The sequence below is a fragment of the Ochrobactrum soli genome, from assembly GCF_003664555.1.
GTDB classification, from domain to species: Bacteria; Pseudomonadota; Alphaproteobacteria; order Rhizobiales; family Rhizobiaceae; genus Brucella; species Brucella teleogrylli.
Genome location: NZ_RCHH01000001.1, coordinates 538,809 through 565,635, shown reverse-complemented (window position 1 = coordinate 565,635; position 26,827 = coordinate 538,809). Strand labels below are relative to the sequence as shown.

Genomic DNA, 26,827 nt, shown 5'->3' with positions numbered 1-26,827 from the left:
TGGGAAAGAGGAGATGTGAATGTCGATCGATCGGATGAAATCTCTGAGACTGGCTGTTCTCGCGAGCGCGCTCGGCTTGTCTGTTGCTCTCCCGCAGGCCTATGCGCAGGAAGCGCCGAAACCTGCCGCGAAGGAAGCACAGAAGCCTGCGGCGAAGGAAAACGCCGAGCCGACAGCGCAGAAGAAGCCAGAGGCTGCGGAAACAAAGGCGCCCGTGGAAGAGACCAAGCCATCCGAACAGACGCAGGATGCCGCCAATGGCGTTACGGTCCCGGAATATCGCGACGACCGGTCTTCGCCGCAGGCGCTAATCGAATCTTACTATAATGCGATCAACCGCAAGGAATATACGCGGGCTTATGGGTATTACTCGGAAGAGGGGCGGGAGCCCGACTTCAAGACCTTTGTGAAGGGCTACGAGAACACCAAAAGCGTCAAGGTCGCTTTGCGCAAGACCGAGCCCGATCCGGGTGCAGGCCAGATCTATTGGAGCCAGCCGCTGGCCATCGAAGCCGAGAGCAATGATGGCAAGAAGGAAGTCTTCGGCGGCTGCTACACAATTCATCTTACCAATCCCGCCATGCAGGAAGAGCCGCCCTTCAAGCCGATTGAAATCATGACCGGCTCGCTGAGCAAATCGGAACTGGAGCTTGAAAAAAGCGTGCCGGAAGCCTGTGAAGCCCCATAATTCTTTGATCCCGGCAACGGAATAGAAAGGTGAAATAAGCCCCGATCGCTGATGACGTTTTCACGCTTGACCTTACCACGATGGCAAGGTGCATAAGGTATGCATAACAAGTGTGGAGCGTTACCCGTGATGAAATTGACTATTCCCAAGATGAAATGTGGCGGCTGTGCCGATAGCGTGACTGCCGCCCTGCGCAAGCTCGATGCTACGGCGCCGATTGAAATCGATCTCGAAACCAAAGAAGTCGAGTATGGCGGCGATGCGTCCAGAGATGCCGTGGTTTCCGCGCTGGCCGCAGCGGGTTATCCGGCTGCAAACGCTCAATAATGTGATTTTGCCAGCGCTTGCGCCGGGACAAGACAGGATGTAGGTGCCGGGAAGCCTCGCTTTCCGGCATTTTCTTTCCGCAAGGAAAGTGGGGCTGAAAAGGTTCGTTATGGTGAGTTCAAGTGCCGCAAATGCGGGTGTTTCGCAGCTGTTTCATTGACTGCACCAGCGATTTTTGCCACATCAACGGCAAATCTCGTTTATGGTGCACTCGCAGCGGGGTTTGAACCAACGCTGCGGAGTGCTTTGTGATATGAAACATCGCGTTAGGCGATAATGAAGGGTTGAGGGCTATGGCAGCCGATTTCCAGGATCTTCGCACAAAGATGGTCGACAATCAGATCCGTACGACGGACGTAACCGATCTGGCGGTTATCGATGCATTCCTGGCGGTACCGCGGGAAGCTTTCGTACCGACTGTGCGTCAGGCTGTTGCCTATATTGACGAAGACCAGCGGCTTGAGACCGAAGGTTCTGCACCACGCTATCTGATGGAGCCGTCGCCTTTCGCCAAGCTCGTTCAGCTCGCCGACGTGAACAAGAACGATGTCGTGCTGGATATCGGATGTGGCACTGGTTATTCCTCGGCGATCCTGTCGCATCTGGCCGGTTCGGTTATCGGACTGGAGAGTGATTCTGCACTTTCTGCGGCTGCGACCGCGCGTCTTGCCGAACTCGGCTATGACAATGTTGTGATTGTGTCGGGCGACCTGCATGCCGGCTATCCTTCGGAAGCACCTTACGATGTGATCATGATCGAGGGCGGCGTGGATTTCGTTCCGGACGCCTTGTTCCAGCAGCTTAAGGAAGGCGGACGCCTCGTCGCCGTCGAAGGCCGCGGAAATGCCTCGGTTGCCCGGATTTACGTTAAAGAAAATGGTGTTGCATCGGGACGCATTGCGTTCAACACTGCGGTGCGCCCACTTCCGGGATTCGAGCGGATTCCACAGTTCGAATTTTAATTTCGGGGATTGGTACAATTCTGCAACGCTGCGGAATTTCTTTGTGCATGCTCTGGGCAGGGCGATGGAAATAACCGATTTTAAAGGTTATTTAAGGTTGCCCGAACTGATTGGTTCGATTTACTGAAATTGGCTGTTCTTAAGATGAGGTACCCGGTGTTTAAAACATACAAAGGACTGGTCGCAGCGGCAGCATTGTTGGCCGGCACCGTTTTATCGGGGCAGTCCGCCTTATCTGAAACCCTGCCTGGTGCACTGGTCAAGGCTTATAAGAATAACGCCACGCTCAACTCGTCCCGCGCAGGTGTGCGCATTCAGGACGAGAACGTGGCGATCGCCAAGTCCAATTATCGCCCGCAGATTACCGGTACTTATGATGCAAGCCGCAGTCGTTCGCCGACGAGCGGTTACCGCACCAGTGGCACGGTCGGCATTCAGCTGAACCAGATGCTGTTCGACGGTTTCCAGACCAAGAATAATGTCGCCGCAGCAGAAACGCAGGTTTTTGCCCAGCGCGAAAATATGCGCAATGACGAGCAGAACACGCTCTATAGCGCTGTCGTCGCCTATATGGACGTTTATCAGAATCGCCAGATCGCCGTGCTTCGCGAGAAGAATCTGGCTGCGATGAACGAACAGGTGCGTGCAGCTCGCGCACGTCTGGATGTTGGTGAAGGCACGCGCACGGACGTTGCGCAGGCTGAAGCCAGCCGTTCGACAGCAGTTGCCGAACTGAATAGTGCCCGCGCCAATATCAAGTCGGCTGAAGCAACCTATATCCGTATCGTTGGTGCGCAGCCGGGCAAGCTGTCTGCTGCTGCGGCAGCGAAGAACCTGCCCAAGTCGCCGAGCGAGGCTTTCGCAATCGCGCAGGCAGGCCATCCCGGCATTCTTGCAACGCAATATGCGGTGAATGCCGCTGGCTACAACGTGAAGGCCAAGGAAGGCGCAATGCTGCCAACCGTTGGTCTGTCGGCTGGCGCCAGCCGTCTCGATACTTATGCCGGTTCGACGGTGGGTGACGGCAATTCCGCTTCGGTCGGTATTGGCGTGACCATTCCAATTTATACGGGTGGCCGCACCTCGGCGCAGATTCGCCAGTCCAAGGAACAGCTTGGTCAGGCGCGCATCGAAGTTGACGTTGTGCGCGATCAGGTTCGTGAAGCCATTGGTTCGGCATGGTCGCAGCTAGAAGCTGCCCGCGCTTCGGTCAAGGCAAATCGCGATGGTATCGCCGCCGCCCAGCTCGCGCTGGACGGTGTGGTCGAAGAACGCAAGGTTGGTCAGCGCACCACGCTCGACGTGTTGAACGCGCAGAACGATTTGACTGCTGCCGAAATCAGCCTGGTCCAGTCGGAGCATGATGTGGTTGTCGCCAGCTATGCGCTTCTCAACGCGACCGGCCGCATGACCTCGAAGCAGATGGGCCTTCAGGTGGCTGAATATAAGCCGGAAGAACATTACGAGGCCGTCAAGGACAAGTGGTTCGGCCTGCGCACGCCGGACGGTCGCTGATCAGCGAGAATTCAGATCAAACGGCGCCTTCGGGCGCCGTTTTTGTTTGATGATGATTCGCGAGCGGCGGCGATCAATTCTTAACAAAATGATAAAGCTGTGGGTTCAATTGGCTGGCTCTCTTGCGGGGATTCTCAAATCGTCGAACGTCCGGTACCCTTAATTCATTGATTCTCTGTCCTTTGCAGGACGCGGCTTGCGAAGCTGCGGAACGGTTTTCCGCGCCGGAACGGCTGCTCCAAACAGAGAAGGAGAACCTTGCGTCGCTCACACGCGCGCATTGCTCTATTCTGAAATAGGGAAGATGGACAGCTATGGCACAGACATCCAGCGCATCACGCGAACCGTCCATGGAAGAGATTCTCGCTTCCATCCGGCGCATTATTGAAGACAGCGATGTGAGCCGCCACCCTGTGTCCACCACGGCGAATTTTCCGTTGCGCGGCGAGGTGGCAGAGTTCCGTCGCCCAGTGCCTGCGCAGGAACAGCCCGCTGCAGAACCTCCGGTTTCCAGAGCGGCAGAAAAGCCGGTCATGATGCGCGATATTCTAAAAGATGAGCCGGTGTTGCGCGGCTCGATTGATGCGCCGGTCAAAGCCGCGCCCGCACCGGAACCGGAAATCGAAGAGGAAGAAGAGGACATTGTTCTCGACGCCCAGAACGATGACCGGCGCGCCGCCGAACTGTCCCCGAACGCGCCTGCCGCAACTGCTCCGGAAGCTGCAAAAGAGGATGTTTCGATAGAGGCGCTTGATCGCTCATTGGAAGATGGCATCGCCGAAGCCATCGACGAACTGCTTGAACCTGACCTTGAAGAGCCTGTCGAGGCAAGCGCTGCGCCCGTCGAGGAACCAGTTTCAGAAACGCCGGTTGCTACCGCTGCTACGACCGCACCCGAACCACTGGCAAAGGCGGCTACGGCTTCCCATATTCTGTCACAAGTGGCAGAACGTCAGGTGGCCGCCGCCTTCCAGGATTTGAGCCACGTCGTGCGGTCGGAACCGCGTCGTTCGTTTGATGATATCGCTGCAGAGATTCTTCGTCCGATGTTGCAGGATTGGCTGGACAACAATCTGCCCACCCTTGTGGAGCGGCTTGTTCGTGAAGAAATCGAACGGGTGGTGCGCGGCGACCGATAATCGACGTGTTGCCTGTCTAAAACGGCCTTTGAGTTCAAAAGCCCGTCTGTCTCGCAGGCGGGTTTTCACTTTTAAAGTGATTTATCACCCGTTTGTTGTTATTGAGCGCTCAATCCTTTCATTGCGCAAAAAGACCGGATAATTCCATGCTTGAGAAGACTTATGACGCCGCGGCCATAGAGCCGAAAATTGCCGAACGCTGGGAAGAAGCTGGGGCATTTAAAGCGGGAGCAGGAGCGAAGCCAGGAGCCGATCCTTTTGCCGTGGTCATTCCTCCGCCGAATGTCACCGGATCGCTGCATATGGGCCACGCGCTCAACAACACGATTCAGGACATTCTGGTTCGTTTTGAGCGCATGCGCGGCAAGAACGTGCTGTGGCAGCCGGGCATGGATCATGCCGGTATCGCCACCCAGATGGTTGTCGAGCGTCAGCTGGCCGAGAGGCAGGAGCCGAACCGCCATGTCATGGGCCGCGAGAAGTTCATCGAGCGTATCTGGCAGTGGAAATCAGAATCCGGCGGCATGATCTCCAATCAGCTGCGTCGGCTTGGCGCGTCGTGCGACTGGTCGCGCGAGCGCTTCACCATGGATGAGGGCCTGTCGCGCGCTGTTCTGGAAGTCTTCGTCACGCTTCACAAGCAGGGCTTGATCTATCGTGACAAGCGACTGGTCAATTGGGACCCGAAGCTGCTGACGGCGATTTCCGACATTGAAGTCGAATCCCGTGAGACGAAAGGGCATCTCTGGCACTTCCGCTATCCGCTGGAAAATGTGCCGTTCGATTCAGAAAATCCGCATACTTACATTGTTGTCGCGACGACCCGTCCGGAAACCATGCTGGGCGATACCGGCGTTGCGGTCAATCCGAAGGATGAGCGCTATCACGCTCTGGTCGGCAATGATGTCGTTCTGCCGCTCGTTGGCCGTCATATTCCGATTGTCGCTGATGATTACGCTGATCCGGAAGCTGGTTCCGGCGCGGTCAAGATCACGCCTGCGCATGATTTCAACGACTTCGAAGTCGGCAAGCGCAATGATCTGCGCGCGATCAATATTCTGACGCCGGCAGCGGCTGTCACGCTGAAAGACAATAACGACTTCCTCGAAGGCCTGCAGCTCACGCCGGAACTGAAGGCGCTGATCGCCGAGCTGGACGGACAGGATCGCTTTGCGGTGCGCAAGCGTATCGTTGAGTTGATGGACGAGCGCGGCTATTTGGAAAAGGTTGAGGATCACACCCATGCCGTTCCGCATGGTGATCGCGGCGGCGTGCCGATCGAGCCTTATCTGACCGACCAGTGGTATGTGAACGCAGCCGAAATGGCCAAGCCTGCCATGGCCGCTGTTCGCGACGGTCGCACCCAGATCGTGCCTAAAAACTGGGAAAAGACCTATTTCGACTGGATGGAGAACATTCAGCCGTGGTGCGTTTCGCGTCAGCTATGGTGGGGACACCAGATTCCGGCGTGGTATGGCCCGGATGGCGCCTGTTTCGTTGAAAAGAGCGAAGCCGAAGCCAAAGCGGCTGCGAAGGCGCATTATGGCGAAGACGTTGCTCTGGAACGCGACACCGACGTTCTGGACACCTGGTTCTCATCGGGCTTGTGGCCTTTTTCGACGCTGGGCTGGCCCGACAAGACGCCGGAACTCGCGACCTATTACCCGACCAGCGTTCTGGTGACCGGCTTCGACATTCTGTTCTTCTGGGTTGCCCGCATGATGATGATGGGCCTCCATTTCATGGAGGAAATCCCGTTCCATACGGTCTATCTGCACGCGCTCGTTCGTGACAAGCACGGCGCGAAGATGTCGAAATCCAAGGGCAATGTCATCGACCCGCTGGAATTGATGGACGAATATGGCGCCGATGCACTGCGTTTCACGCTGGCCATCATGGCCGCGCAGGGCCGCGACGTTAAGCTCGATCCGGCGCGTATCGCGGGCTACCGCAATTTCGGCACCAAGCTCTGGAATGCGACGCGTTTTGCGCAGATGAATGGCGTTGAGCTCAACGCGGATTTCCATCCGGAAAACGCAAGGCTTGCGGTCAATCGCTGGATTCTGACCGAACTGACAAAGGCCACGCGTTCCGTGACCGAGGGCATTGCCAATTACCGTTTCAATGAAGCGGCTGGTGCGGCCTATCGCTTTGTCTGGAACCAGTTCTGCGACTGGTATCTGGAATTGCTCAAGCCGATCTTCATGGGCGACGATGAAGTGGCAAAGGCCGAAGCGCAGGCTACGGCTGCTTACTGTCTGGATCAGATCTATAAGTTGCTGCATCCGTTCATGCCGTTCATGACGGAAGAACTGTGGACGCTGACGGCTGGTGAAGGCAAGAAGCGCGATACGGTTCTGGCACTGGCCGACTGGCCGGAGCTTTCCTTCGCGGATGAAGACGCGGCTGCCGATATCAACTGGCTGGTCGATCTCGTCACCGGTATCCGCTCGGTGCGCGCGGAAATGAACGTCCCGGCAGGTGCTGTGGCACCAGTCGTCGTTCTTGACGCCAACGCAACGTCGACGGAACGTTTTGAACGTCACGACGCTGCGATCAAGCGTCTGGCCCGTGTTGAAAGCGTGACCTTCGAAGCGCAGGCTCCGAAGGGGGCAGCGCAGATGCTGCTCGGTGAAGCGACGATCTGCATTCCGCTCGGCAAGCTGATCGATCTCAAGGCTGAAGCTGCACGTCTGGCCAAGGAAGCAGGCAAGATTGCCGCTGATATCGACCGGATCGAGAAGAAGTTGTCGAACGAGAAGTTCGTGGCCAATGCCAAGGAAGAGGTCGTTGAAGCCGAACGCGAGCGTTTGGTCGAGCTGAAGGAAGCCGCGGAGCGGGTTGCGACAGCTGAGTCACGTATCCGTGACGCAGGTTGATTTGACGCGTTCCGCAACGTAAGACTTTCACGAATCAACACCCGGCAGCGAAAACTGCCGGGTGTTTTTTGTGCGGTATGTCGCGGAAAAGTTGCGTTTCAAGGGGCTTTGGACCGCATCGAACCGGCGTTTCGATTGTTTTTTGAAAATGTTGCCCTTTCGCAACAAGGCCGAAATATGGCCGAAAAAGGGGCAATTTGGGCGAATTTCTGGTCTACATTTGTCGGAATGTTTCCACCAAATGGAGAAACGCCCCGTATTTTAAGCGTTTTGAAAGAAGCGACTTCGAAGCCGCTCATAGCCCGCGAATGATTGGATATTGCAGGTCGAATCCTTCCTGTTTTACGTTTGCGTCAACGTTAATGCCGGTTGCTATCTGGGAGGACATAATGAGCGGACGCGGCTTAAAAATTGGGGGAATTGCAGCGGTACTGCTTGGGAGTGCGGTTGTCGCTCATGCAGGTGGTTTTGAACGCAGCTCGCAGGATTTTGATATCCTGTTTGAGCAGGGAAACGCCGTTGATGCGTCGGGAACTTTCGTAGCCCCGCAACGCAAGCTCAAGAATATTCGTGGTTCTGCAATCAGCACGATGAGCGGTGGCGTCAATCCATTGACGGGCCGAGCCTTCGAAACGGAAGTTGACGAGGCGGAGAGCTACTGGGTGCCGAAGTTTTCGGCCAAGTTCGACCTGACGAGCGATCTGGCCTGTGCGGCGCAATATCGTCAGCCCTGGGGTATCAGCACCGATGTCGGCATCGATACGGTCCGTGCTTATACGGCGATAGAACAGAAAATTTCGTCGCATGACTACGGCGTCAACTGCTCCTACCGCTTTACTGCGGGTGAAAAGGGCTATTTCCGCATTCTCGGTGGTGTGAGCTATCAGGAACTCCGCGGCGAACAGACAAAAGCCATTCCGGGTATGCCGCGAGGAAACCCATATAACATCCCCGCCGGCCCAACCCGTATCGGATCGCTGGATGTTGACGATCAGGCTGTAGGCTGGCGTCTCGGTGCAGCTTATGAAATTCCAGAATATGCGGTGCGGGCAAGTGTCGTTTACCAGTCCAAGGTCAAATACGACCTTGAAGGTACGGTCGATAATCTGGTTCTCAATCCGATCACCGGAAGAGGCATGTCCCTAAATGTGGACAGCGAAGTTTCCACGCCGCAGTCGCTCGAGTTCAAATTCCAGACCGGCATCGCGCCCGACTGGCTTGCATTTGGTTCTGTGAAGTGGACCGATTGGTCGTCGCTCACATCGGTCGATTTTGCCACATCTGACAGCAAGGTTCTGCCGAGCGGTACTAAGGTCACCAGCCTGAACCTTTATTATCAGGACGGCTGGACCGTGAGCGGCGGTGTCGGTCACAAGTTCAATGACCAGTGGTCGGTTGCAGGAACGGTGACATGGGATCGCGGCACCAGCACGGGTCTCACATCGCAGACCGATATCTGGCTGTTCGGTCTCGGCACCAATTACAAGCCGAACGACCAGTTCGAAGTTCGTCTCGCCGGTGCTGCTGGCTGGCTGTCTTCGGGTGAAGTTGATGACACGGTCGTCAATGGCACGCGGAACCTGCTGGGTTCCAAGGGTGAATTCGGCAACGACTTCGTCGGCGGTCTCTCGCTGACGGCGAAGGTCAAGTTCTGATCCATCGGATCAAATATAACTCAAGGGCCGGAGCATCCTAACAATGTTCCGGCCCTTTATGTATCAGCCCGGCAGTTCCCGCTGCCGGGCTTTTTGCGTGATCGGTCCGGGGAAATTTTAATTCCAGAAGCGTCTAAAGTAATCGAACCGGCGGTTCGGTTTCGCAAGCACGCCATTGCGCATTCGCAGCAGGCGGAAACAGGCCAAAAACGGCGGTTTTAGCGGAATTTGATTTGGGATTTGTTGGAACTCTGTCGCTGAGCCAATTTGCTCGGGGGGCGCTTTGGCCGCACAATTAACTCGCTATTGGTTGGATATTGCAGCTCCGTTTCTTCCCGTTTTACGTTTGCGTCCTCGTTAATGCCACAGCTTCTTGGGGGGAGATTTATGGGCGGACGCGGCTTTCAAATCAGTTGTATCGCGGCAGTGCTGTTTGGGAGAGCGGTCGTCGCTCACGCCGGAGCTTTCGAGACGAGTTCGCAGGATTTCGATATTCTGTTCGAACAGGGAAACGCGGTCGATACGTCGGCGATTTATGTGGCTCCCCAGCGTCGATTGACGAAAATCGGTGGCTCGGTCGCCAGCGACACGAATGGCGGTATCAACCCGGCGACAGGCCGCCCGTTCGAAAAAGGTATCGAAGAGGCGAAGGGCCTTTGGGTGCCGAAGATTTCGGCCAAGTTCGATCTGACCAGCGATATTGCCTGTGCTGCGCAATACCGTCAGCCTTGGGGCATCGACACCGATGCGGGCATTGAAACGGTTCACTCTTACACCTCGATCGAACAGAAGATCACGTCGAACGATTACGGTGTGAACTGTGCCTATCGTTTTGATGCGGGCGCGATGGGCTATTTCCGTATTTTGGGTGGCGTCAGCTATCAGGAACTGCGCGGCCAGCAGACCAGAATGATCCCGCATTTTTCCCGCAATCCTGACGGCATTCCCGGAAGCCCGTTTCGCGCCGCTTCTCTGGATGCAGATGACCAGTCGTTTGGCTGGCGAATTGGCGCTGCCTATGAAATTCCTGAATATGCGATCCGTGCGAGCATCGTTTATCAATCTGCGGTCAAGTACGGCCTTGAAGGCACTGTTGATAATCTGATTTTGAACCCAATCACCGGGCGCGGCGAACCGATTGATGTGAGCAGTGACGTTGCAACACCTCAATCCGTCGAATTCAAATTTCAGACGGGTATAACGCCCGGTTGGCTGGCTTTTGGCTCGGTAGAATGGATGGACTGGTCAAGCGTGACGTCGGTTGATTTTGTTGCGGCTGACAGTGCGGTTCTCCCTATCGGCACCAGAGTTACCAGCCTGAACCTCTATTATCAGGATGGCTGGACTTTGAGGGGTGGTGTTGCTCACACGTTCGACAACCACTGGTCTCTCGACGGGACTTTGACCTGGGATCGCGGCACCAGCACGGGCCTCACCACGCAGACGGACCTCTGGTTGTTCAGCCTTGGCGCCGGTTACAAGCCAAGTGACCAAGTCGAGTTTCGTCTGGCGGGCGCTGCGGGTTGGCTGGTCTCAGGAAAGGTTGACACGACGCTTGCCGACGGTGAGCGCAGTCTGCTGGGTTCCGAGGGCGTACTCGACGATGATTTTGTCAGCGGGCTGTCGCTCACGGCGATGGTCAAATTCTGATTGAACGCGGCTAATATAAAAAAGCCCGGCGGGAATGCCGGGCTTTTCTCCTGAACTGAACTCAGTTGATGTTCACTTCTGCTCCAGACGCGCCAGCAGAGAAGACGTATCCCAGCGATTTCCGCCGATCTTCTGCACTTCTTTGTAGAATTGATCGACAAGCGCAGTGACGGGCAGAAGCGCGCCATTGCGGTCTGCTTCGTCAAGGCAGATGCCCAAATCCTTCCGCATCCAGTCGACGGCAAAGCCGAAATCATATTTGCCCTGGTTCATCGTGGCGGAGCGGTTTTCCATCTGCCACGAACCGGCAGCGCCCTTGGAAATCACCGCGATGAGCTTTTCGATATCGAGACCGGCCTTCTTGCCAAAATGAATGCCCTCGGCCAGTCCCTGAACGAGACCGGCGATGCAAATCTGGTTCACCATCTTGGCCAACTGTCCCGAACCGACAGGACCCATGAGACCGACAGACCGGGCATAGGCGTCGATGATTGGCTTGGCGCGCTCGAAAACCGGCTCGCTGGAACCGACCATCACGGTCAACACGCCGTTTTCCGCGCCAGCCTGACCGCCGGAAACCGGCGCATCGATGAAATGAACGCCAAGCTTCTGCGCTTCTTCCGAAAGCTCGCGTGCGACTTCGGCAGAGGCAGTCGTGTTGTCGATGAAAATCGCGTCTTTCTTCATTGTCGAGAAAGCGCCGTCCGGGCCGATTGTTACCGAACGCAGATCGTCATCATTGCCGACGCAGGCGAATACATAATCGGCATCGCGCACGGCTTCTGCGGGCGTGGCGGCGAAACTGCCGCCGAATTCCTTCGCCCATTTTTCCGCTTTTGCCGTCGTACGGTTATAAACCGTAACGTCGTGGCCACCCTTGTTCCTGAGGTGTCCTGCCATTGGATAGCCCATCACGCCCAGCCCGAGAAAGGCTACTTTTGCAGTCGTCGTCATTCGTTCATTCCTCTGGATAGTTTGTGGACCGTTTGATCAGGTGAGGGGTGTCATCACAGCCGAACGGTAGGCAGGGCGCTCTTTCAGGCGCTCATACCAGCTTTCGAGCTGCGGAAGCGAGGGGCGTTCGATGGGGAACTCGAACCATGCATAGGCATAGCAGCCAATCGGAATGTCGCCGATGCCAAACGCGTCTCCGGAGAACCACGGCGCTTGGCCGAGACCGTCATTGGCAATCTTCATGGAACGGGCAAGGCCGTCGAGACCGCGTTGCAGGATTGCCGGATCGCGCTTGTCTTCCGGCAGGCGGATCATATGCTTCATCACATTGCTGAAATCGCTGTAGAGCGTGTTGGACGCCCAATCCATCCATTTTTCCGCTTGCGCCCGCTTGGCCGGGTTTTCGATCCACAGGCTGTTTTTGCCATAGGTTGCAGCCAGATAACGCGTGATGACATTCGATTCCCAGAGCACGGTTTCTCCGTCTTCGACAAGCGGAATGAGGCCATTGGGATTGCGCGCGAGGAAGGCCGGGTCGTCCAGGCCGCCAAACTGGCCGCCCACGTCGATCTGTTCGTAATCAAGGCCAAGCTCCTGCGCGATCCAGAGCGCTTTCTTGACATTGGTGGAATTGGTGCGACCCCAGATTTTCAGCATGATATTGCCCATTGCTATGCTTGAGAAATTGTCTGTGCGCTGCGTGGCAGCGAAGACATATTGTTGATTAAACAGATAGCCCCCGGAAGCTGCAAGGCTGCCGAGGGCTAAATTTAAGGTCTATCTGGTAAATCAACGAACAAGATGCCGTGTCAGCTTCCGTTCGAGATAATCCAAGATGTGGCGCAGCGCTTCGACGATCAGCAGATAGATCACGGCTGCCCAGAGATAGGTCTGGAAATCGAAAGTGCGGGAATAGGCGCGGCGCGTTTCACCCATCAGGTCGAGAACCGTAATGATGGCCACAATGGCCGAGCCCTTGATCATCAGGATGATTTCATTGCCGTATGGACGCAGCGCAACGATCAGCGCCTGTGGAAGAATGACCTTCCAGAACGTCACGCGCTTGGAAATGCCCAGCGCCGCGGCACCTTCCCACTGGCCCATGGCAACGCTCTGGATCGCGCCGCGCAGGATTTCAGCCTGATAGGCAGCCGTATTGAGCGAGAAGGCCAGAATGGCGCAATTCCATGCATCACGGAAAAACACCCACAGACCGATGCTTTCTAGGAAAGGCCGGAAAGTGCCGAAGCCGTAATAGATCAGGAAGGTTTGCGCCAGAAGCGGCGTGCCGCGGAAGAAATACACATAGCCGAAGGCGATGGCTTTCAGCCAGCGATTGTTCGACATGCGTGCGGCTGCGATCGGGATCGACAATGCAGCGCCGACAAGGATCGACACCACGACCAGTTTCAGGGTGATCAGCAGGCCGGACCAGTAGCGCGGTCCATAAGTTTCGAAGAGATCGATGCGCCAGACATTGTAGAGATAGATGGCGAGCCCAGCGAAGAGCAAAGCCCATATGCCGACGAAGATGTGGCCTGCAATGCGAGCGCGGGTCCATTCGCGGACGACGGGCGGCGGCGCCATGACGGCAGCACTGGTTTGAGTGACGGCTTCGCTCATGATCATGCACCCCGCGAACGATTGCTGCCCGCATCAGCCCATTGGGCAATGCGGTTGATGAAATAGGACGAGATGATCGCGAGAGCGAGATAGAGCAGGCAGGCGACGCCGAAGAACAGAAACGGCTCCTTGGTCACGCGCGCTGCGATGGATGTCTGACGCATGATGTCGGACAATGTGATCACGGACACCAGCGACGTGTCCTTCAGCAGCACCAGCCACAGATTGGCAAGGCCGGGCAGGGCGATGCGGATCAATTGCGGCAGGATGACCTTGCGCATGGTTTGCCAGTGCGACAGGCCGACAGCGTAACCGCCTTCATATTGGCCACGCGGAATGGCACGGAAAGCGGACAGGAAGACTTCACTCGAATAGGACGAGAAGACGAAACCGAGCGCCACCATACCGGCGGCAAAGGCGTTGATCTCGACATTCGCATTGATGCCGAAGAGCGCCAGCAGTTTCTGTAGGCCGAGCGAAGCGCCGAAATACACCAGAAACAGGGTCAGCAGTTCTGGAAGGCCGCGGAAAATGGTCGTGTAGATATTCGAGGCCAGTCGGATCGATGGTTCGCTCGATTGCTTCCCCAAAGCAACCAGAAATCCGAGAACGAGGCCAACGGGCAGAGTGGCGATTGCCAGAGTGACAGTGACCAATAGCCCCCAGGCGATGCTCCTCGACCAACCTTCGGGGCCGAAACTCAATAAAGTGGCGTAATGTTCCATCGCCTTTTTTCTTTTTTCTGGGCGGATACCAAATCCGGCGGTCTCTGTTTCGAGCGCTTCTACCGAATGGTCTGCCATAAATGATGTGCGCCGGTTTGTGTGACACAAACCGGCGCAAACTTCTTCAAAGCAACTTAGTTTTCGGCGCCGTAGGCGTCAAACTCAAAGTACTTATCGTTGATTTCCTTGTACTTTCCGTTGGCGCGGATCGCCTTGATGGCCGCGTTGAACTTTTCAATCAGTTCCGGGCGGCCTTTCTTGAAGGCAACGCCCGCACCGGGACCGTGAATTTCAACAACCGGCGGGAAGGTGCCGACCATCTTGCAGCAGGCGCCATCCGGCGTCTTCAGCCATTCGCCCAGCGTTACGCTGTCGTCATTGGCGGCGTCGAGACGGCCATTGGCCAGATCGAGGCGGTATTCCTCGGCAGTCGGGTAGGCCTTGATCGTGCTGTCGGTAAAGGTCTTTTCCGAGTAGTTGGCATGGGTGGTGGAAACCTGAACGCCGATCGTCTTGCCAGCGAGATCTTCCTTGGTCACGCCCTTGATGTCGCTATCTTTCGGAGCGACGATGCCCGGAGGCGTGTTGTAATATTTGTTCGAGAAATCGACCTGCTTCTTGCGCTCGTCGGTGATCGACATGGAAGCGATGAAAGCGTCGAACTTGCCAGCCTGAAGGGCCGGAATTGCGCCATCCCATTCCTGAGTGACGAACGTGCACTGAGCCTTCATCTCATCGCAAAGTGCTTTCGCGATATCGACGTCAAATCCCGAAAGGGTGCCGTCCGGCTTGATGAAATTGAAGGGGGGGTAGGCGCCTTCGGTGGCGATGGTGAGCTTCAAGGGCTCTTGGGCATTTGCGGCGCCAATGGCCAATCCGCCTGCCATGGTTGCAATGGTTGCAACCGAAGCTGCTGCTACGATACGCTTCAATACGCGCATATTTAGTCCTCTCGTTTACTCAGGCTGGTTCCCTGATTATTGTTCTGGTTCAGCCATCTGTAGTGCAATTGCAATTTAAAATTGAGGATTACCGATTGATAGTCATTCCTCCTGTGGCTACCAATAGATGGTTCAACGGAGGCTGCGCAATATTTTTTCGCATCTTCGCCGCCGCCCTCCAATCTGAGCACGATATTCCCACCACTTTTCACCCGAAGGCAAGATGGGTTGCGTAATAATTTTGCGTATAATTATTGTGGAATTCACAGGCTATTCCGCCGAAAGACGTGGCAAAATAGTGAATGCTGACGTTTTGGCGGAAAGCGATAGGGAATTGCTCAAAGTGCCATTTCATTTTGGATGAAATCGGCGATTTCATCGACCATATTGATATCGAAGACCGGCAGGCTCAAGCCCGACTGTGGATGATCGGTTGCAATGGCGACGATGCTTGGATCGTTTTCGGCGAGCGGCGGGCCATCATGGCTGCCCGTTCGGCGAAGCTCGATTTTCTTGTGCGGCTCGCGCTTATAGCCCTCGACGAGAATCAAATCGCACGGCGCAAGCTTGTCCGCGATGTCTTGCAGGGCGATTTCCGGACCGTCGAGATTTTCATGCATGATGGCGAAGCGGCGCTCCGAAACGATGGCCACTTCTGCGGCACCTGCTTGACGATGCCGCCAGGAATCGGTGCCTTCGTGATCGATGTCGAAATTATGATGCGCGTGCTTGATCGTGGCGATGCGATAGCCACGTTCGGTCAGGCAGCGCACGAGCTTTTCGGTCAGTGTGGTCTTGCCGGAATTCTTCCAGCCCGTAATGCCGAAAAGCTTATGTGTCATTCCGTATCTCCGTTCAGTCTATGCAATCGCCGGGCTTCGACAAGGTCGTCGGGCCGGTTGATATTGAAGAAGGGATCATAGTTCTCCGCGCCATCCTTGGTCGCCAAGAGCGGAAAGTCCACCGTTTCAAATTCAACATCGCGTGCGAAAGCGAGAACACTGGCTTTCTCTGCGGTTGAAAGCCAGTCTTTCAGACGATCCGCCAGCTGCGTGCGCCACAGGCCAAAGATCGGGTGAATATGCCCGGCGGAGCTTGCAAGAACGATGTCCTTGCCGGTCGCTCGTTGACGTTCGAAAAGCCGCTCTCCCAGATCGGCAGGCAGAAACGGCGTGTCCGCCGCTGCGGTCAGCAGCCATGTCGAATTTTTTGCGTGGATGAGCGCCGTGAGGATGCCGGGCAGCGGACCGCCATGTGATGCGGAAATGTCCGCTACAACCGGTAGGCCGAGGCTGAACAGTCGGGAGGCGTCGCCATTGGCATTGATGAAAAGCGCGCTCACCTGCGGTTTCAGCCGTGCGGCGACTTCACCAATGACGGAACCGGCACCCAAAACCTGCAGGAATTTGTCACCGTCTATTCCGCCTTCGCGCATACGGCTCGATAATCCGCCCGCGATGATCGCACCGGCTACATCCTTGATGGTCATCATTTTGGTCCGAGGCCGGTTGGAATAGACGCCAGAGTGCTTTTGTTCTTCTCACGCTTCTTGAGCGCGTTTTCGCGATAGACCATGTAAATGCCGCTTCCGACGACCAGAACAGATCCAGCAATTGTATACGCATCCGGCGCTTCACCAAAGATTGCAATGCTCAAGCCTATCGCCCAGAGCAGGCTGGAATAGCGGAACGGGGACACGAAGGACACTTCGCCCTCACGCATGGCGAGAATGATAAAGTGATATCCGATCAGCAAAAGCACGGCTGCGCCCAGCAAGGTCGCGATGGAAAGAAGGCCGACAGGCTGCCAACCGCCCATGGGGACGGTCAATACGCCGCCGGTAACCGCAATCGCACCGGCGGTAAGCGTGGAAAGGTAGAATGTCGGCACATGGGCGGGCACACGGCGCGTTGCAATATCGCGCATGGCCGCGCAAGCGACACTCGCCAGCAAAATGCCAACGGCACCGAGGCTTGCCGCACCGGCTGAACCGGGGCGAATGATGATGATTACACCGACGAAGCCCACCAGAATGGAGACCCAGCGCCGCCAGCCAACTTTTTCCTTGAGAAAGATTGCAGCGCCCAGCGTGACGACCAAAGGTGTGGCCTGAAACACGGCGGAACAGAACGCCTGGGAAAGATGACCCAGCGAGACAATGTAAGTGATTGTCGCAACGACTTCGCCCAGCACGCGCAGGACCGTCATCCACTCCAGAGAAAGATTGCGCAGCGCGCCATGACGCCAGGCCAAAAAACCAATCATCGAAGTGGCAAAAAAACCGCGGATCAGCATGTACTGCCCGCTGTTCATTTCCGTGAGAAGGAATTTGGTTATGCTGTCCCCGATGGTGAAGGTGCCCATGGCGAGAAGCATATAAATACTTGCGCGGAAATTATCTGACTGCAGCACGGTATAGAATCCAGTTTAGAATCCAATACCTTGTTAAAGTTTATTGCGCGACAATTATTTGTGATTATTTTCGCCTAAAAGTATAGCGCGGGGATTAACCACCCGTCAGGCTCATGTGGCGCGCCACAGCTGGGCGGTTATGATCGCGATCAATGATGAAATCATGGCCCTTGGGTTTGCGCGAGATTGCCTCATCGATAGCCCGGCTCAAAAACGTATCGCTGTCGTTTTCCCGCAGCACCTTGCGCAGATCGGCATCGTCATTCTGGCCGAGGCACATATAAAGCATGCCTGTGCAGGTGAGGCGGACGCGGTTGCAGCTTTCGCAGAAATTATGCGTCAGAGGTGTGATGAAGCCGAGGCGACCGCCAGTTTCCTCGATCGTGACATAGCGGGCAGGGCCGCCCGTCCGGTACGGAATATCGGTCAGCGTGAACTGACGTGACAGATCATTACGCACCTGCGACAGCGGCAGATACTGATCGGTGCGGTCGAATTCGATTTCGCCCATCGGCATGGTTTCGATGAGCGTCAGGTCCATATCGCGACCATGAGCCCAGCGGATCAGCTCGGGGATTTCGAGCTCGTTGAAATCTTTGAGCGCCACGGCATTGATCTTCACACGAATACCGGCCTTCTGGGCGGCATCGATGCCTTCTAGCACACGTGCGAGATCACCCCAGCGGGTTATTTCGTGAAACTTGTCAGGGTTCAGCGTATCGAGCGAGACATTGATGCGCTTCATGCCGCAATCGGCCAGTTCATGGGCAAAGCGCGCAAGCTGCGAGCCGTTGGTGGTCAGCGTCAGTTCATCCAGCGCTCCGGATGCCAGATGGCGCGAAAGCCCGCGGATCAGATGCATGATGTTCTTGCGCACCAGCGGTTCGCCGCCGGTGAGCCGCAGCTTGCGCACGCCCTTGTCGATGAACACGGTGCAAAGCCGTTCCAGCTCTTCAAGCGTCAGCAGATCCTTCTTGGGAAGAAAGGTCATATGTTCCGCCATGCAATAGGTGCAGCGGAAGTCGCAACGATCCGTCACCGAAACACGCAGATAGCTGACCATCCGCCCGAAAGGATCGATCATCGGTCCGGTTGGAGAAACAAGGGGCTGTGCCTGCAAGGTTTTCATCTGTGAAGCCATTGTTTCCATGAGGTGCGACGCAGTATCGACCCGTTCTTATGAGATAAGGCTTCCGCCACGCATTGTCCAGTTTTGCGCGGCTGAAGCAGTTTCAATACCCTTGCGGTAATTTGACATGCGGCCTATCACAAGCAAGCTTCGACGATGACGGAGCAAGCTCAATATGGAGAAAAGTGATGAGCGACGTTTGGCCGACCGAACTGCGCGTTTCCAGCGACCGCAAATTGCTGACGGTGGCTTTCGACAACGGAGAGCGATTTGAACTAACAGCCGAGCTGTTGCGCGTGCTTTCTCCGTCGGCAGAAGTGCAGGGCCATTCTCCCGAACAACGCATTACGGTTGGCGGCAAGCGCAACGTCGAAATCATCAAGGTCGAGCCGGTCGGCAATTATGCGGTGCGCATAACCTTTGACGACATGCACGACACCGGCCTGTTTTCCTGGACCTATCTGCATAAGCTCGGCACCGATAAGGAGACGCTGTGGCAGACTTATCTCGACGAGCTGGCCGAAAAAGGGCTCAAGCGCGACCGCTAAGCGAGCTTAATCCTTTTCCAGCATATCCGCGATACGCCGCATCATGTTGCCCATCGCATTGCATTGCGCTGCGGTCGATTGCGCCATGACGCGGTCGATCAGATCGGTATAGACTAAAAGCGCTTCACCGAGCAGCTTTTCGCCGTCCGGCGTGAGAGTAAGGCGAATGATGCGTTTGTCTACCGGATCGCCGGTGCGCATTAGCAATCCCCGATTCTCCAGTTTCGGCAGCAACATCGTGATGTTCGAGCGTCCGACCAAAATCCGGCGCGCGAGATCGTGCTGCGATTCGCCGGGGTGGCGATAAATATTCATCAGCACATCGAGGTCGGCGATCTTGAGATCGAAGGGTGCCAGTCCCTGCGCCAGCGCGCGTTCAACCGCTTTGCCGGCTCTCGCAACCGCAATCCAGTTTTTAAAGCGCGGATTATCCCACGGCAGCTTTTGATTCTTGTCTTGCATTTTGTTCATTCTTGTACAATTATTTGTTCAGGATTGAACATGATTGAGGCCCCGTTATGGCGACGTTATCCCTACAGGTTACGCGATTCGGTCTGGGTGTGCTTGGGCGCATCGCACCGGAACGTGCCGGCCGCGCGGCATTCAGGATTTTCTGTCGCACACCGAGCCGTAAGCCCCAAACAAAAGCCTATGCGGAAAGGCTGCGTCAGACGAGCCGCGAGTTGCTCAAGGCAAAGCGGCTTGACCTGATTATCGATCGGGGCGTTGTCGCAACCTATCTTTTCGAGCCAGCAGGGATGGCTCGACAGAATGCCCGTACCTCGCTGGTAGTGCATGGCTGGGGTTCACGCAGCGCGGATATGATGGCCATTATCAGCGCGCTGGTCGCACGCGGCGAACGGGTTGTCGCTCTCGATCTGCCGGGGCATGGCGCTTCAGCGGGACGCGAACTGGATTTCATCCGGGCCATCGCGGCGGTGGATGCCGCGTGGCGTCAGTATGGGCCGTTCTACGCCATGGTCGGGCATTCCTTCGGCGGTGCGGTTGTCGTCAATGCAGCTGCGGGGCCGCTTGGTTGTTATCGTGAGCGGCGTCCCGCCAAGCTGGTCACGATTGCGTCACCGCATTCGATGGAGGGTGTTTTCGACGGATTCGGAAAGGTGCTTCGCCTGAACGCCGATGTGCGTCAGGCGATGAAGGACACGGTCCAGCAAATCGCCGCGCGCCCGATCCATGATTTCGATACCGATGCGCATCTGCGCCGATTGTTGATCCCGACGCTGGTTATTCACGCACGCGACGACAAGGAAGTGCCAGCGCGCTGTGCGGAAATGGCAGCGAAAGCGGGGCCGCATGTCCGTCTGCACTGGGCTGACGGTCTTGGCCACCGGCGGATCATCGCCAGCACGGATGTGGCCGACAAAATCGCGGATTACGTGAGCGGTCCAGTGCCCCTGCGCGCCGTGGCATAAGCGGCCCGTAACCAATCAGGCCGCGGTGAGCCTGTCCCACGCCGCCATCGCGCCATGCGCCGTGGCGACAAGACTTTCCACGCTGCCACCATCGCGCGCCAGGATGGACATACCGTTCTGTACCGTCGCGTAAAAGGTGGCGATAGCGTCCGTGTCGATGGTCGCGGGCAAGGAGCCTTCCTCGACACTGCGTTGAAGGCGGGCGCGCAGCACGTTGATATTCCCGTTGCGACGCGCCTTTAGTTCATTGCAGACATTCTGGCTGGACTGGGTGCGGTACAGCGCATCCAGCGCGATCAGGCATCCGCGCGGCTTGTCGGTGACCGAGAAAGTCTCGGCACTCACCAGCAAAAAGCGCTCGAATGCCTGCTTTACGTCCGATGTTTCTTCCAGTTGCGTCCAGATATCTGTGCCGACTTCGCTCGAATAGAGCGACAAGGCATGCATATAAAGCCCCTCCTTGCTGCCGAAGGCGGCATAGAGGCTCGGCGCATTGATGCCCATGGCGGCTGTCAGGTCTGACAGTGATGCGCCGTCAAAGCCCTTTTCCCAGAAAACATACATTGCTGCGCGCAATGCTTTTTCTCGGTCAAAGTTGCGAGGTCTTCCGCGTTCCGACACGGCTATCTCCTTTTTGTATTGATCGTTAAATAATCCACTTGACGTCATTCGACAAGCCTGACACCTTTTATGTATCAATCGTTACAGAAAGGATATTTCATGTCGGGAAAACCTTTGAATGGGAAGGTGGCCTTCGTAACCGGCGGCAGCCGCGGCATTGGTGCCGCGATTGCGCGACGGCTGGCCAAGGACGGTGCCATCGTCGCCATCACCTATGTGAGTTCCAGGGAAAAAGCCGAAGCGGTCGTGTCCGAGATTGCCGCCGAAGGCGGCCGGGCAGTCGCGTTCAAGGCGGATAATCGTCATGCGGATGAAATTGCCGCCGCGATTGCAGCGGCGGTCAAAGAGCTGGGACGGCTGGATATTCTGGTCAACAGCGCTGGCATCTGGCGCGCTGCTCCGCTGGGTGAGACGACGATTGCGGAATTCGATGAGGTGATGGCGGTCAATTTCCGAGCTGTTTTCGCCGCTGTTATAGCGGCTGCGCCGCATCTGGGCGAGGGCGGGCGTATCGTCACCATTGGCTCCAATCTGGCGGACCTTGTCGCATGGCCGGGGATCAGCCTCTATGCCGCCAGCAAGTCGGCGCTCATTGGTCTGACGAAGGGGCTTGCCCGCGATCTTGGCCCCAAGGGCGTTACGGTGAATGTCGTGCAGCCGGGGTCTACCAATACGGATATGAATCCTGCTGACGGCGATCACTCCGGTCCGCAGCTGGAGCGCATTGCGACCGGCAGCTATGGCTCGCCGGATGATATTGCAAGCTTGGTGGCATGGCTTGCCGGTCCAGAGTCGCGCTTCGTTACGGGTGCTACGCTAACTGCCGATGGCGGTGCGAATGCCTGATACAAAAAGGGCGGCTCTGGAAGCCGCCCTTATTCGTTTCGGAGATCAATCGGGCCAGATCAACCCAGGTTGAGTTCCTTGAAGAAATCATTGCCCTTGTCGTCGATGACGATGAAAGCTGGGAAATCTTCCACTTCGATGCGCCAGATGGCTTCCATGCCGAGTTCTGGATACTCGACCACTTCCACTTTCTTGATGCAGTCCTGCGCCAGACGGGCGGCGGGACCACCAATGGAGCCGAGATAGAAACCGCCATGGCTTCCGCAGGCTTCGCGCACCTGACGCGAACGGTTACCCTTGGCGAGCATCACCATGGAGCCGCCAAACGACTGGAACTGGTCGACATAGGAATCCATGCGCCCAGCCGTCGTCGGGCCGAACGAACCCGATGCATAACCAGCGGGAGTCTTGGCCGGACCGGCATAATAAATCGGGTGGTTCTTGAAATAATCCGGCATGGATTCGCCGTTTTCCAGCCGTTCGCGAATTTTCGCATGTGCCAGATCGCGGGCGACGATAATCGGGCCAGTCAGCGAAAGCTGTGTCTTGACGGGATGCTTGGACAGCTCCTTCAAGATTTCGGCCATCGGCTGGTTGAGGTCGATCTTCACCACATGCGAGGAGAGCTTTTCTTCGTCGATATCCGGCATGTATTGCGCGGGATTGGTCTCCAGCTGTTCCAGAAAGATGCCTTCCTTGGTGATCTTGCCTTTGGCCTGACGGTCTGCCGAGCAGGACACGCCGATACCGATCGGCAGCGATGCGCCATGGCGCGGCAGACGGATGACGCGCACGTCATGGCAGAAATATTTGCCGCCGAACTGCGCGCCGACGCCCAGTGACTGGGTCAGCTTGTGGATTTCGGCTTCCATTTCCAGATCGCGGAACGCATGGCCAGTTTCCGAACCCGCCGTCGGGAGGCTGTCGAGATAACGCGTCGAGGCGAGCTTGACCGTCTTGAGGTTCATCTCGGCTGACGTGCCGCCGATGACGATAGCGAGATGGTAAGGCGGGCAGGCCGCCGTGCCGAGGCTCAGGATCTTGTCCTTGAGGAAGTCGATCATCCGGTCATGGGTCAACAGCGAAGGCGTGCCCTGATAAAGGAACGTCTTGTTGGCTGAGCCGCCACCCTTTGCCACGAAGAGGAACTTGTAGGCGTCTTCGCCTTCTTCATAAATGTCGATCTGCGCAGGCAGGTTGTTCTTGGTGTTCTTCTCTTCGAACATCGACAGCGGCGCCAGCTGCGAATAACGCAGGTTCTTCTTGTTATAGGCGTCGAGCACGCCGCTGCCGAGCGCATCGGCATCGCCGCCTTCTGTCCAGACGCGACGGCCCTTCTTGCCCATGATGATCGCGGTGCCGGTATCCTGACACATCGGCAGGACGCCGCCTGCGGCGATATTCGCGTTTTTCAGAAGATCATAGGCGACGAAGCGATCATTGTCGGTCGCTTCCGGGTCTTCCATGATTTTGGCAAGCTGCTGCAAATGGCCGGGACGCAGCAGATGGTTGATGTCGGCAAATGCCGCCTCGGACAGAAGACGCAGACCTTCCGGGTCGACGGTCAGAATTTCCTGACCCTTGAACGTATCGACCGAAACATGGTCGGAGGTTAGTTTGCGGTAAGGGGTGGTGTCTTCGCCAAGAGGAAAGAGATCGGCGGCGCTTGCTTCTGCCATCGTGGTACCTCGCTTGCTTGCCTGCCGCACCGGCCAGAAATCGCGAGATCGCCAGCCTGCACGTATGTTGCTCAAAACCCGGATTACCGGGCAGCGTCCGGGGTTAATTCTGAGGGGCTTTTAGCGCGATGAGAGGCGGAATCCACTGCGGCACATTGCGCAATGAGGGGAATGGCGAGCGGCATCCCTTGCGGGACAGCTGTTGCGCGGATGCGCCTCCCTCAAAGTTTTGTGATTATTTTCGAGCAAGAAATTGAAAGAAGTGGCATTAGCGTTAAAACTTTCTATACGAGATTCATAAAATCTACGCGAAATGATTGAGACGGATTCGCCTTTCGGCGGACATGCTAACTTTGGCGGTTGAAATGCAGTTTTCTCGGCGCGCGCAGATGGATGCAAAGAAAAATCGCACCAGCGGGTCTTATATCCGCAATGCGATGGTACTGGCTCTTGCCGCATCGGCCTTGTTCCCGGTCACGCAGGCACAGGCAGCAAATTCACTTTTCGAGCTGTTTCAACAGCGCCGCCAACAGGCCGAGCAGCCCGTAGCACCGCTTCCACCCGCAGCGGCCGCGCCGCGCATAAAAGCAGCACCAGCTGCCGCCGCACCGGCAGCGCGCACGCGTATCGCTCCGCCCGCGCAGCGTGTGACGGTCAAGGGGCCGGAGATTTATGATTACAAGCCGGAAACGCTGATCAAGATCGATTTCAGCGCGCTCGATCTGCAGGTGACTGCGGCAACCTCTGCGCCAACTGTTGATCCACTGACATCCGGCATGTCGCCGATCCGTGTGGAAAAGGCGCCTGATACGACCGAAACGGCTGGCAACCGCGCTTTCGACGCCGCCATGGACTATCTGAAGTCGGTTGATGTGAAGGCTGAAAAGCCAATCGCTGAAGCGATTGTTTCCTATTATTCGACCAACCGTTCTTTCATGTGGTCTGCCGACGGCAAGGTGCTTGACCGCGCCAAGGCCGTAGCCGCTTTCTTCGCACGCGCTGGCGAAGACGGTCTCAATCCGGATGAATATGCAGTCACGATCCCTTCGGACAATTTCGATCCGTCGCAGAATGCGGAACGTCAGCAGAAGCTGGCAGAGTTTGAAGTTCGCATGTCGGCCCGGGCATTGCGCTATGCGATGGATGCAGGCGAGGGACGCGTGATCGCCGACCGCCTGAGCGGTTTCCACGACCTGCCGCGTGATCGCGTCGATCCCAAAACTGTGCTGGAAAGACTGGCCGGTGAAGCGGATGCATCCGCCTATTTGCACGGGTTCCAGCCGGATAATGCGCAATATGCGGCTTTGAAGCAGGCTTTGTCCCAGACAGATGCACCGACGGGCGAACCCATTCGCGTGTCGCTCGACGGCGTCATTCGTCCGGGCGACACGAGCGACCAGTTGAGCAAGGTGGTTGCCCTGATTACCAAACACGCGCCTGCTGATTATCTGGAAAAGCACCGCGATGTGTTGCAGGCCCATGCCGATACGAGCCTTTACGATCCGGAACTTGTTTCCGCGATCAAGGACTATCAGAAGCTTTCAGGCGGCGCGCCCGATGGGGTTATCGGACGAAACACGATTTCGGCGTTGCAGGGTGAGCAATCATCCGTCAAGCGCGACCGTATTCTCTATTCGATGGAACGTCTGCGCTGGCTGCCGCATGATTTCGGCACGCGCTATGTAATGGTCAACCAGCCCGCATACCGCGCTGAATATTTCGAAGGCGGCCAGGAAAAGCTGGGTATGAATGTGGTGATTGGCTCGCCGACCCATCAGACCTATTTCTTCTACAACAAGGTGCAAACCGTCGTCTTCAATCCGTCCTGGGGTGTGCCGCGTTCAATTATTCTGAACGAAATGCTGCCGAAGGTCATGCGCGACACGAGCTATCTCGACCGCAACGGCTATGAAGTCTATGTCGGCGGCAAGAAGGTTTCGGCGAGCGCCGTTAATTGGAGCGCGGTTGCTTCGGGAAAGGCGCATGTCGGTATTCGTCAGAAGCCGAGCCTCGACAATGCCTTGGGCGAACTGAAAATCCTGTTCCCGAACGAACATGATATCTACATGCATGATACGCCGGCAAAGTCCTATTTCGGCCGCGACATGCGTGCGCTGAGCCATGGCTGCATTCGTCTGGAACGCCCACGTGATATGGCTGCGGCAGTGCTCGGCAAGCCAGTCGGTGATTTGGAGAAATATTTCGGCAAGAACGAGCGCGGCATCAAGGTGCCGGAGCCGGTGCCGGTCTATATTTCCTATTTCACGGCATGGCCGGATGCGAATGGCCAGATTCGTTATTACAGTGACGTTTATGATCGCGACTCGGGCATGCAGAAGGCATCCGACAAGACGGTGGCTTCGCGTCTGGCAGCAATTTAATCGGCGTTACGCCGCTGGTATCTGTCAGAAGTAGGGATGTTTAATCCTTGGATATGGCGGCTATCGTTCGATAGTCGCTATTTTCGTTGGGTCTACCCGGACGGTTTTCGGTAGGGAAAATCATTTGGGAAATAAGTGTTGTCATGCTTGACTTTGCCCTGAGCGGGAACGTATATCCGCGTCACCTTGATTGAGCACATATGTGCCTCTAAGGGCGCGTAGCTCAGCGGTAGAGCACTCCCTTCACACGGGAGGGGTCACAGGTTCAATCCCTGTCGCGCCCACCATTTATTGCCACAAATCAAGCCCTAATGCCTCCGCAGCGTCCATCATGTGGTACGGGGCGCTTATTTTCTGCGTTCAGCCATGCCGAAATACGACAAGTGCCGTATATCATTTAATTGAAATCTAGCGTTTCGTGACACCGGATTGTGTGTCAACGCCCGCACGATCTCATCGTATTTTCGGCGTCAGCTGGCGGGGCCAGCAAAGGAGGAACGATGAAGACCATAGCTTTGTTAGCCGTTGGTGCATTCATGACCGCAGGCACTGCATTTGCAGCTGCACCGATCAACGGAAACATAGATACCCAGACAGTGAAGTCCGATAAATCGACCGCGACCATTGTTGCGAGCGGCAATAAAAAACCTACATTGAGCTTTGGTTCGGCGAATCGCGGAGGGAAAACATCATCTTTCGGCGGTTGAGGGATTTGCCCCG

26 protein-coding genes and 1 tRNA gene are annotated in these 26,827 nt (G+C 56.4%); 15 read left to right on the top strand and 12 right to left on the bottom strand.

The annotated features are described in order from the left end of the window. Nucleotides 1-19: 19 nt before the first annotated feature. The 9 genes from D8666_RS02720 (at nucleotide 20) to D8666_RS02675 (ending at nucleotide 10,815) form a co-directional block, all read left to right on the top strand. Nucleotides 20-688: a hypothetical protein gene (locus tag D8666_RS02720; protein ID WP_109369130.1), complete on the top strand. Its 669-nt coding sequence runs from the start codon at nucleotides 20-22 to the stop codon at nucleotides 686-688. A gap of 126 nt (nucleotides 689-814) precedes the next feature. After that, a complete protein-coding gene (locus D8666_RS02715) occupies nucleotides 815-1,015 on the top strand; it encodes a heavy-metal-associated domain-containing protein (protein WP_109369129.1) in 201 nt (66 codons plus the stop codon). A 293-nt stretch (nucleotides 1,016-1,308) separates the two neighbouring features. Continuing rightward, on the top strand, nucleotides 1,309-1,977 hold the full coding sequence (locus D8666_RS02710) for a protein-L-isoaspartate O-methyltransferase family protein (protein WP_109369128.1): 669 nt from the start codon (nucleotides 1,309-1,311) through the stop codon (nucleotides 1,975-1,977). Nucleotides 1,978-2,121: 144 nt separating this feature from the next. Beyond that, nucleotides 2,122-3,492, top strand: coding sequence for a TolC family outer membrane protein (locus D8666_RS02705; protein ID WP_109369127.1), 1,371 nt, complete (start codon nucleotides 2,122-2,124; stop codon nucleotides 3,490-3,492). 314 nt (nucleotides 3,493-3,806) lie between these two features. Continuing rightward, nucleotides 3,807-4,631 carry a PopZ family protein gene (locus tag D8666_RS02700; protein ID WP_109369126.1) on the top strand — a complete coding sequence of 275 codons (825 nt, stop codon included), beginning with the start codon at nucleotides 3,807-3,809 and terminating at the stop codon, nucleotides 4,629-4,631. Nucleotides 4,632-4,777: 146 nt separating this feature from the next. Continuing rightward, the gene (locus D8666_RS02690; RefSeq protein ID WP_109369124.1) at nucleotides 4,778-7,510 is read left to right on the top strand and encodes a valine--tRNA ligase; all 2,733 of its coding nucleotides are present in this window, start codon (nucleotides 4,778-4,780) and stop codon (nucleotides 7,508-7,510) included. Nucleotides 7,511-7,618: 108 nt separating this feature from the next. Continuing rightward, the gene (locus tag D8666_RS02685) at nucleotides 7,619-7,822 is read left to right on the top strand and encodes a hypothetical protein (protein WP_109369123.1); all 204 of its coding nucleotides are present in this window, start codon (nucleotides 7,619-7,621) and stop codon (nucleotides 7,820-7,822) included. Between the two features lie 350 nt (nucleotides 7,823-8,172). Beyond that, nucleotides 8,173-9,165: an OmpP1/FadL family transporter gene (locus tag D8666_RS02680; RefSeq protein ID WP_235858883.1), complete on the top strand. Its 993-nt coding sequence runs from the start codon at nucleotides 8,173-8,175 to the stop codon at nucleotides 9,163-9,165. A gap of 360 nt (nucleotides 9,166-9,525) precedes the next feature. Next, nucleotides 9,526-10,815, top strand: coding sequence for an OmpP1/FadL family transporter (locus D8666_RS02675; protein WP_328589782.1), 1,290 nt, complete (start codon nucleotides 9,526-9,528; stop codon nucleotides 10,813-10,815). Between the two features lie 72 nt (nucleotides 10,816-10,887). On the opposite strand, the gene D8666_RS02670 is transcribed toward D8666_RS02675, so the two are convergent. The 9 genes from D8666_RS02670 to moaA all read right to left on the bottom strand — a co-directional run bounded on the left by D8666_RS02670 (nucleotide 10,888) and on the right by moaA (nucleotide 18,599). After that, the gene (locus tag D8666_RS02670) at nucleotides 10,888-11,769 is read right to left on the bottom strand and encodes an NAD(P)-dependent oxidoreductase (protein WP_109369120.1); all 882 of its coding nucleotides are present in this window, start codon (nucleotides 11,767-11,769) and stop codon (nucleotides 10,888-10,890) included. 36 nt (nucleotides 11,770-11,805) lie between these two features. Beyond that, complete coding sequence (locus D8666_RS02665; RefSeq protein WP_109370243.1) at nucleotides 11,806-12,426, bottom strand: glutathione S-transferase family protein; 621 nt, start codon at nucleotides 12,424-12,426, stop codon at nucleotides 11,806-11,808. Nucleotides 12,427-12,558: 132 nt separating this feature from the next. Then, entirely contained in the window at nucleotides 12,559-13,392 is an 834-nt protein-coding gene (locus D8666_RS02660) for an ABC transporter permease (RefSeq protein ID WP_121536320.1), read from the bottom strand. Between the two features lie 2 nt (nucleotides 13,393-13,394). Beyond that, nucleotides 13,395-14,117, bottom strand: a complete 723-nt coding sequence (locus tag D8666_RS02655; protein WP_109370241.1) for an ABC transporter permease — start codon at nucleotides 14,115-14,117, stop codon at nucleotides 13,395-13,397. Between the two features lie 134 nt (nucleotides 14,118-14,251). Beyond that, nucleotides 14,252-15,058, bottom strand: a complete 807-nt coding sequence (locus D8666_RS02650) for an ABC transporter substrate-binding protein (RefSeq protein WP_109369119.1) — start codon at nucleotides 15,056-15,058, stop codon at nucleotides 14,252-14,254. 338 nt (nucleotides 15,059-15,396) lie between these two features. Beyond that, nucleotides 15,397-15,900 (bottom strand): molybdopterin-guanine dinucleotide biosynthesis protein B, encoded by a 504-nt coding sequence (mobB, locus tag D8666_RS02645; protein ID WP_109369118.1) that lies wholly within the window; start codon nucleotides 15,898-15,900, stop codon nucleotides 15,397-15,399. Beyond that, a complete protein-coding gene (gene mobA, locus D8666_RS02640) occupies nucleotides 15,897-16,550 on the bottom strand; it encodes a molybdenum cofactor guanylyltransferase MobA (protein WP_371830785.1) in 654 nt (217 codons plus the stop codon). The genes mobB and mobA overlap by 4 nt, the downstream gene beginning before the upstream one ends. Continuing rightward, nucleotides 16,547-17,434, bottom strand: a complete 888-nt coding sequence (locus tag D8666_RS02635; protein WP_109369116.1) for a DMT family transporter — start codon at nucleotides 17,432-17,434, stop codon at nucleotides 16,547-16,549. Before D8666_RS02635 ends, mobA begins: the two co-directional genes overlap by 4 nt. Nucleotides 17,435-17,564: 130 nt before the next feature. Continuing rightward, a complete protein-coding gene (gene moaA, locus D8666_RS02630; RefSeq protein ID WP_109370240.1) occupies nucleotides 17,565-18,599 on the bottom strand; it encodes a GTP 3',8-cyclase MoaA in 1,035 nt (344 codons plus the stop codon). 188 nt (nucleotides 18,600-18,787) lie between these two features. Here moaA and D8666_RS02625 point away from each other — a divergent pair, with 188 nt between their 5' ends. Next, a complete protein-coding gene (locus D8666_RS02625) occupies nucleotides 18,788-19,147 on the top strand; it encodes a gamma-butyrobetaine hydroxylase family protein (RefSeq protein WP_109369115.1) in 360 nt (119 codons plus the stop codon). A gap of 6 nt (nucleotides 19,148-19,153) precedes the next feature. Here the strand turns inward: D8666_RS02625 and D8666_RS02620 are convergent, their stop codons facing one another. Further along, complete coding sequence (locus D8666_RS02620; RefSeq protein ID WP_121536226.1) at nucleotides 19,154-19,618, bottom strand: MarR family winged helix-turn-helix transcriptional regulator; 465 nt, start codon at nucleotides 19,616-19,618, stop codon at nucleotides 19,154-19,156. A 47-nt stretch (nucleotides 19,619-19,665) separates the two neighbouring features. Here D8666_RS02620 and D8666_RS02615 point away from each other — a divergent pair, with 47 nt between their 5' ends. Further along, nucleotides 19,666-20,580: an alpha/beta fold hydrolase gene (locus D8666_RS02615; protein WP_121536224.1), complete on the top strand. Its 915-nt coding sequence runs from the start codon at nucleotides 19,666-19,668 to the stop codon at nucleotides 20,578-20,580. 15 nt (nucleotides 20,581-20,595) lie between these two features. Here the strand turns inward: D8666_RS02615 and D8666_RS02610 are convergent, their stop codons facing one another. Beyond that, entirely contained in the window at nucleotides 20,596-21,201 is a 606-nt protein-coding gene (locus tag D8666_RS02610; RefSeq protein ID WP_109369112.1) for a TetR/AcrR family transcriptional regulator, read from the bottom strand. Nucleotides 21,202-21,300: 99 nt separating this feature from the next. On the opposite strand from D8666_RS02610, the gene D8666_RS02605 reads away from it, so the two are divergent. Beyond that, on the top strand, nucleotides 21,301-22,047 hold the full coding sequence (locus D8666_RS02605) for an SDR family oxidoreductase (RefSeq protein ID WP_121536222.1): 747 nt from the start codon (nucleotides 21,301-21,303) through the stop codon (nucleotides 22,045-22,047). 59 nt (nucleotides 22,048-22,106) lie between these two features. Here the strand turns inward: D8666_RS02605 and D8666_RS02600 are convergent, their stop codons facing one another. Further along, complete coding sequence (locus D8666_RS02600; RefSeq protein ID WP_109369110.1) at nucleotides 22,107-23,726, bottom strand: fumarate hydratase; 1,620 nt, start codon at nucleotides 23,724-23,726, stop codon at nucleotides 22,107-22,109. A 389-nt stretch (nucleotides 23,727-24,115) separates the two neighbouring features. Between D8666_RS02600 and D8666_RS02595 the strand changes: the two genes are divergently transcribed. The 3 genes from D8666_RS02595 to D8666_RS02585 all read left to right on the top strand — a co-directional run bounded on the left by D8666_RS02595 (nucleotide 24,116) and on the right by D8666_RS02585 (nucleotide 26,814). Continuing rightward, on the top strand, nucleotides 24,116-26,107 hold the full coding sequence (locus D8666_RS02595; protein ID WP_371830784.1) for a L,D-transpeptidase family protein: 1,992 nt from the start codon (nucleotides 24,116-24,118) through the stop codon (nucleotides 26,105-26,107). A gap of 212 nt (nucleotides 26,108-26,319) precedes the next feature. After that, nucleotides 26,320-26,394: transfer RNA gene (locus tag D8666_RS02590), tRNA-Val, on the top strand. 213 nt (nucleotides 26,395-26,607) lie between these two features. Beyond that, nucleotides 26,608-26,814 carry a hypothetical protein gene (locus D8666_RS02585; protein ID WP_109369109.1) on the top strand — a complete coding sequence of 69 codons (207 nt, stop codon included), beginning with the start codon at nucleotides 26,608-26,610 and terminating at the stop codon, nucleotides 26,812-26,814. Nucleotides 26,815-26,827: the final 13 nt, after the last annotated feature.

Coding starts and splice junctions, on each gene's coding strand:
- D8666_RS02720 (WP_109369130.1), top strand. CDS start 20: ATGTCGATCGATCGGATGAAATCTCTGAGACTGGCTGTTCTCGCGAGC.
- D8666_RS02605 (WP_121536222.1), top strand. CDS start 21,301: ATGTCGGGAAAACCTTTGAATGGGAAGGTGGCCTTCGTAACCGGCGGC.
- D8666_RS02660 (WP_121536320.1), bottom strand. CDS start 13,392: ATGAGCGAAGCCGTCACTCAAACCAGTGCTGCCGTCATGGCGCCGCCG.
- D8666_RS02675 (WP_328589782.1), top strand. CDS start 9,526: ATGCCACAGCTTCTTGGGGGGAGATTTATGGGCGGACGCGGCTTTCAA.
- D8666_RS02595 (WP_371830784.1), top strand. CDS start 24,116: ATGGATGCAAAGAAAAATCGCACCAGCGGGTCTTATATCCGCAATGCG.
- D8666_RS02690 (WP_109369124.1), top strand. CDS start 4,778: ATGCTTGAGAAGACTTATGACGCCGCGGCCATAGAGCCGAAAATTGCC.
- D8666_RS02585 (WP_109369109.1), top strand. CDS start 26,608: ATGAAGACCATAGCTTTGTTAGCCGTTGGTGCATTCATGACCGCAGGC.
- mobB (WP_109369118.1), bottom strand. CDS start 15,900: ATGACACATAAGCTTTTCGGCATTACGGGCTGGAAGAATTCCGGCAAG.
- D8666_RS02635 (WP_109369116.1), bottom strand. CDS start 17,434: ATGCTTCTCGCCATGGGCACCTTCACCATCGGGGACAGCATAACCAAA.
- D8666_RS02655 (WP_109370241.1), bottom strand. CDS start 14,117: ATGGAACATTACGCCACTTTATTGAGTTTCGGCCCCGAAGGTTGGTCG.
- moaA (WP_109370240.1), bottom strand. CDS start 18,599: ATGAAAACCTTGCAGGCACAGCCCCTTGTTTCTCCAACCGGACCGATG.
- D8666_RS02600 (WP_109369110.1), bottom strand. CDS start 23,726: ATGGCAGAAGCAAGCGCCGCCGATCTCTTTCCTCTTGGCGAAGACACC.
- D8666_RS02625 (WP_109369115.1), top strand. CDS start 18,788: ATGAGCGACGTTTGGCCGACCGAACTGCGCGTTTCCAGCGACCGCAAA.
- D8666_RS02665 (WP_109370243.1), bottom strand. CDS start 12,426: ATGCTGAAAATCTGGGGTCGCACCAATTCCACCAATGTCAAGAAAGCG.
- D8666_RS02650 (WP_109369119.1), bottom strand. CDS start 15,058: ATGCGCGTATTGAAGCGTATCGTAGCAGCAGCTTCGGTTGCAACCATT.
- D8666_RS02670 (WP_109369120.1), bottom strand. CDS start 11,769: ATGACGACGACTGCAAAAGTAGCCTTTCTCGGGCTGGGCGTGATGGGC.
- D8666_RS02700 (WP_109369126.1), top strand. CDS start 3,807: ATGGCACAGACATCCAGCGCATCACGCGAACCGTCCATGGAAGAGATT.
- D8666_RS02615 (WP_121536224.1), top strand. CDS start 19,666: ATGGCGACGTTATCCCTACAGGTTACGCGATTCGGTCTGGGTGTGCTT.
- D8666_RS02710 (WP_109369128.1), top strand. CDS start 1,309: ATGGCAGCCGATTTCCAGGATCTTCGCACAAAGATGGTCGACAATCAG.
- D8666_RS02620 (WP_121536226.1), bottom strand. CDS start 19,618: ATGAACAAAATGCAAGACAAGAATCAAAAGCTGCCGTGGGATAATCCG.
- mobA (WP_371830785.1), bottom strand. CDS start 16,550: ATGATGACCATCAAGGATGTAGCCGGTGCGATCATCGCGGGCGGATTA.
- D8666_RS02705 (WP_109369127.1), top strand. CDS start 2,122: ATGAGGTACCCGGTGTTTAAAACATACAAAGGACTGGTCGCAGCGGCA.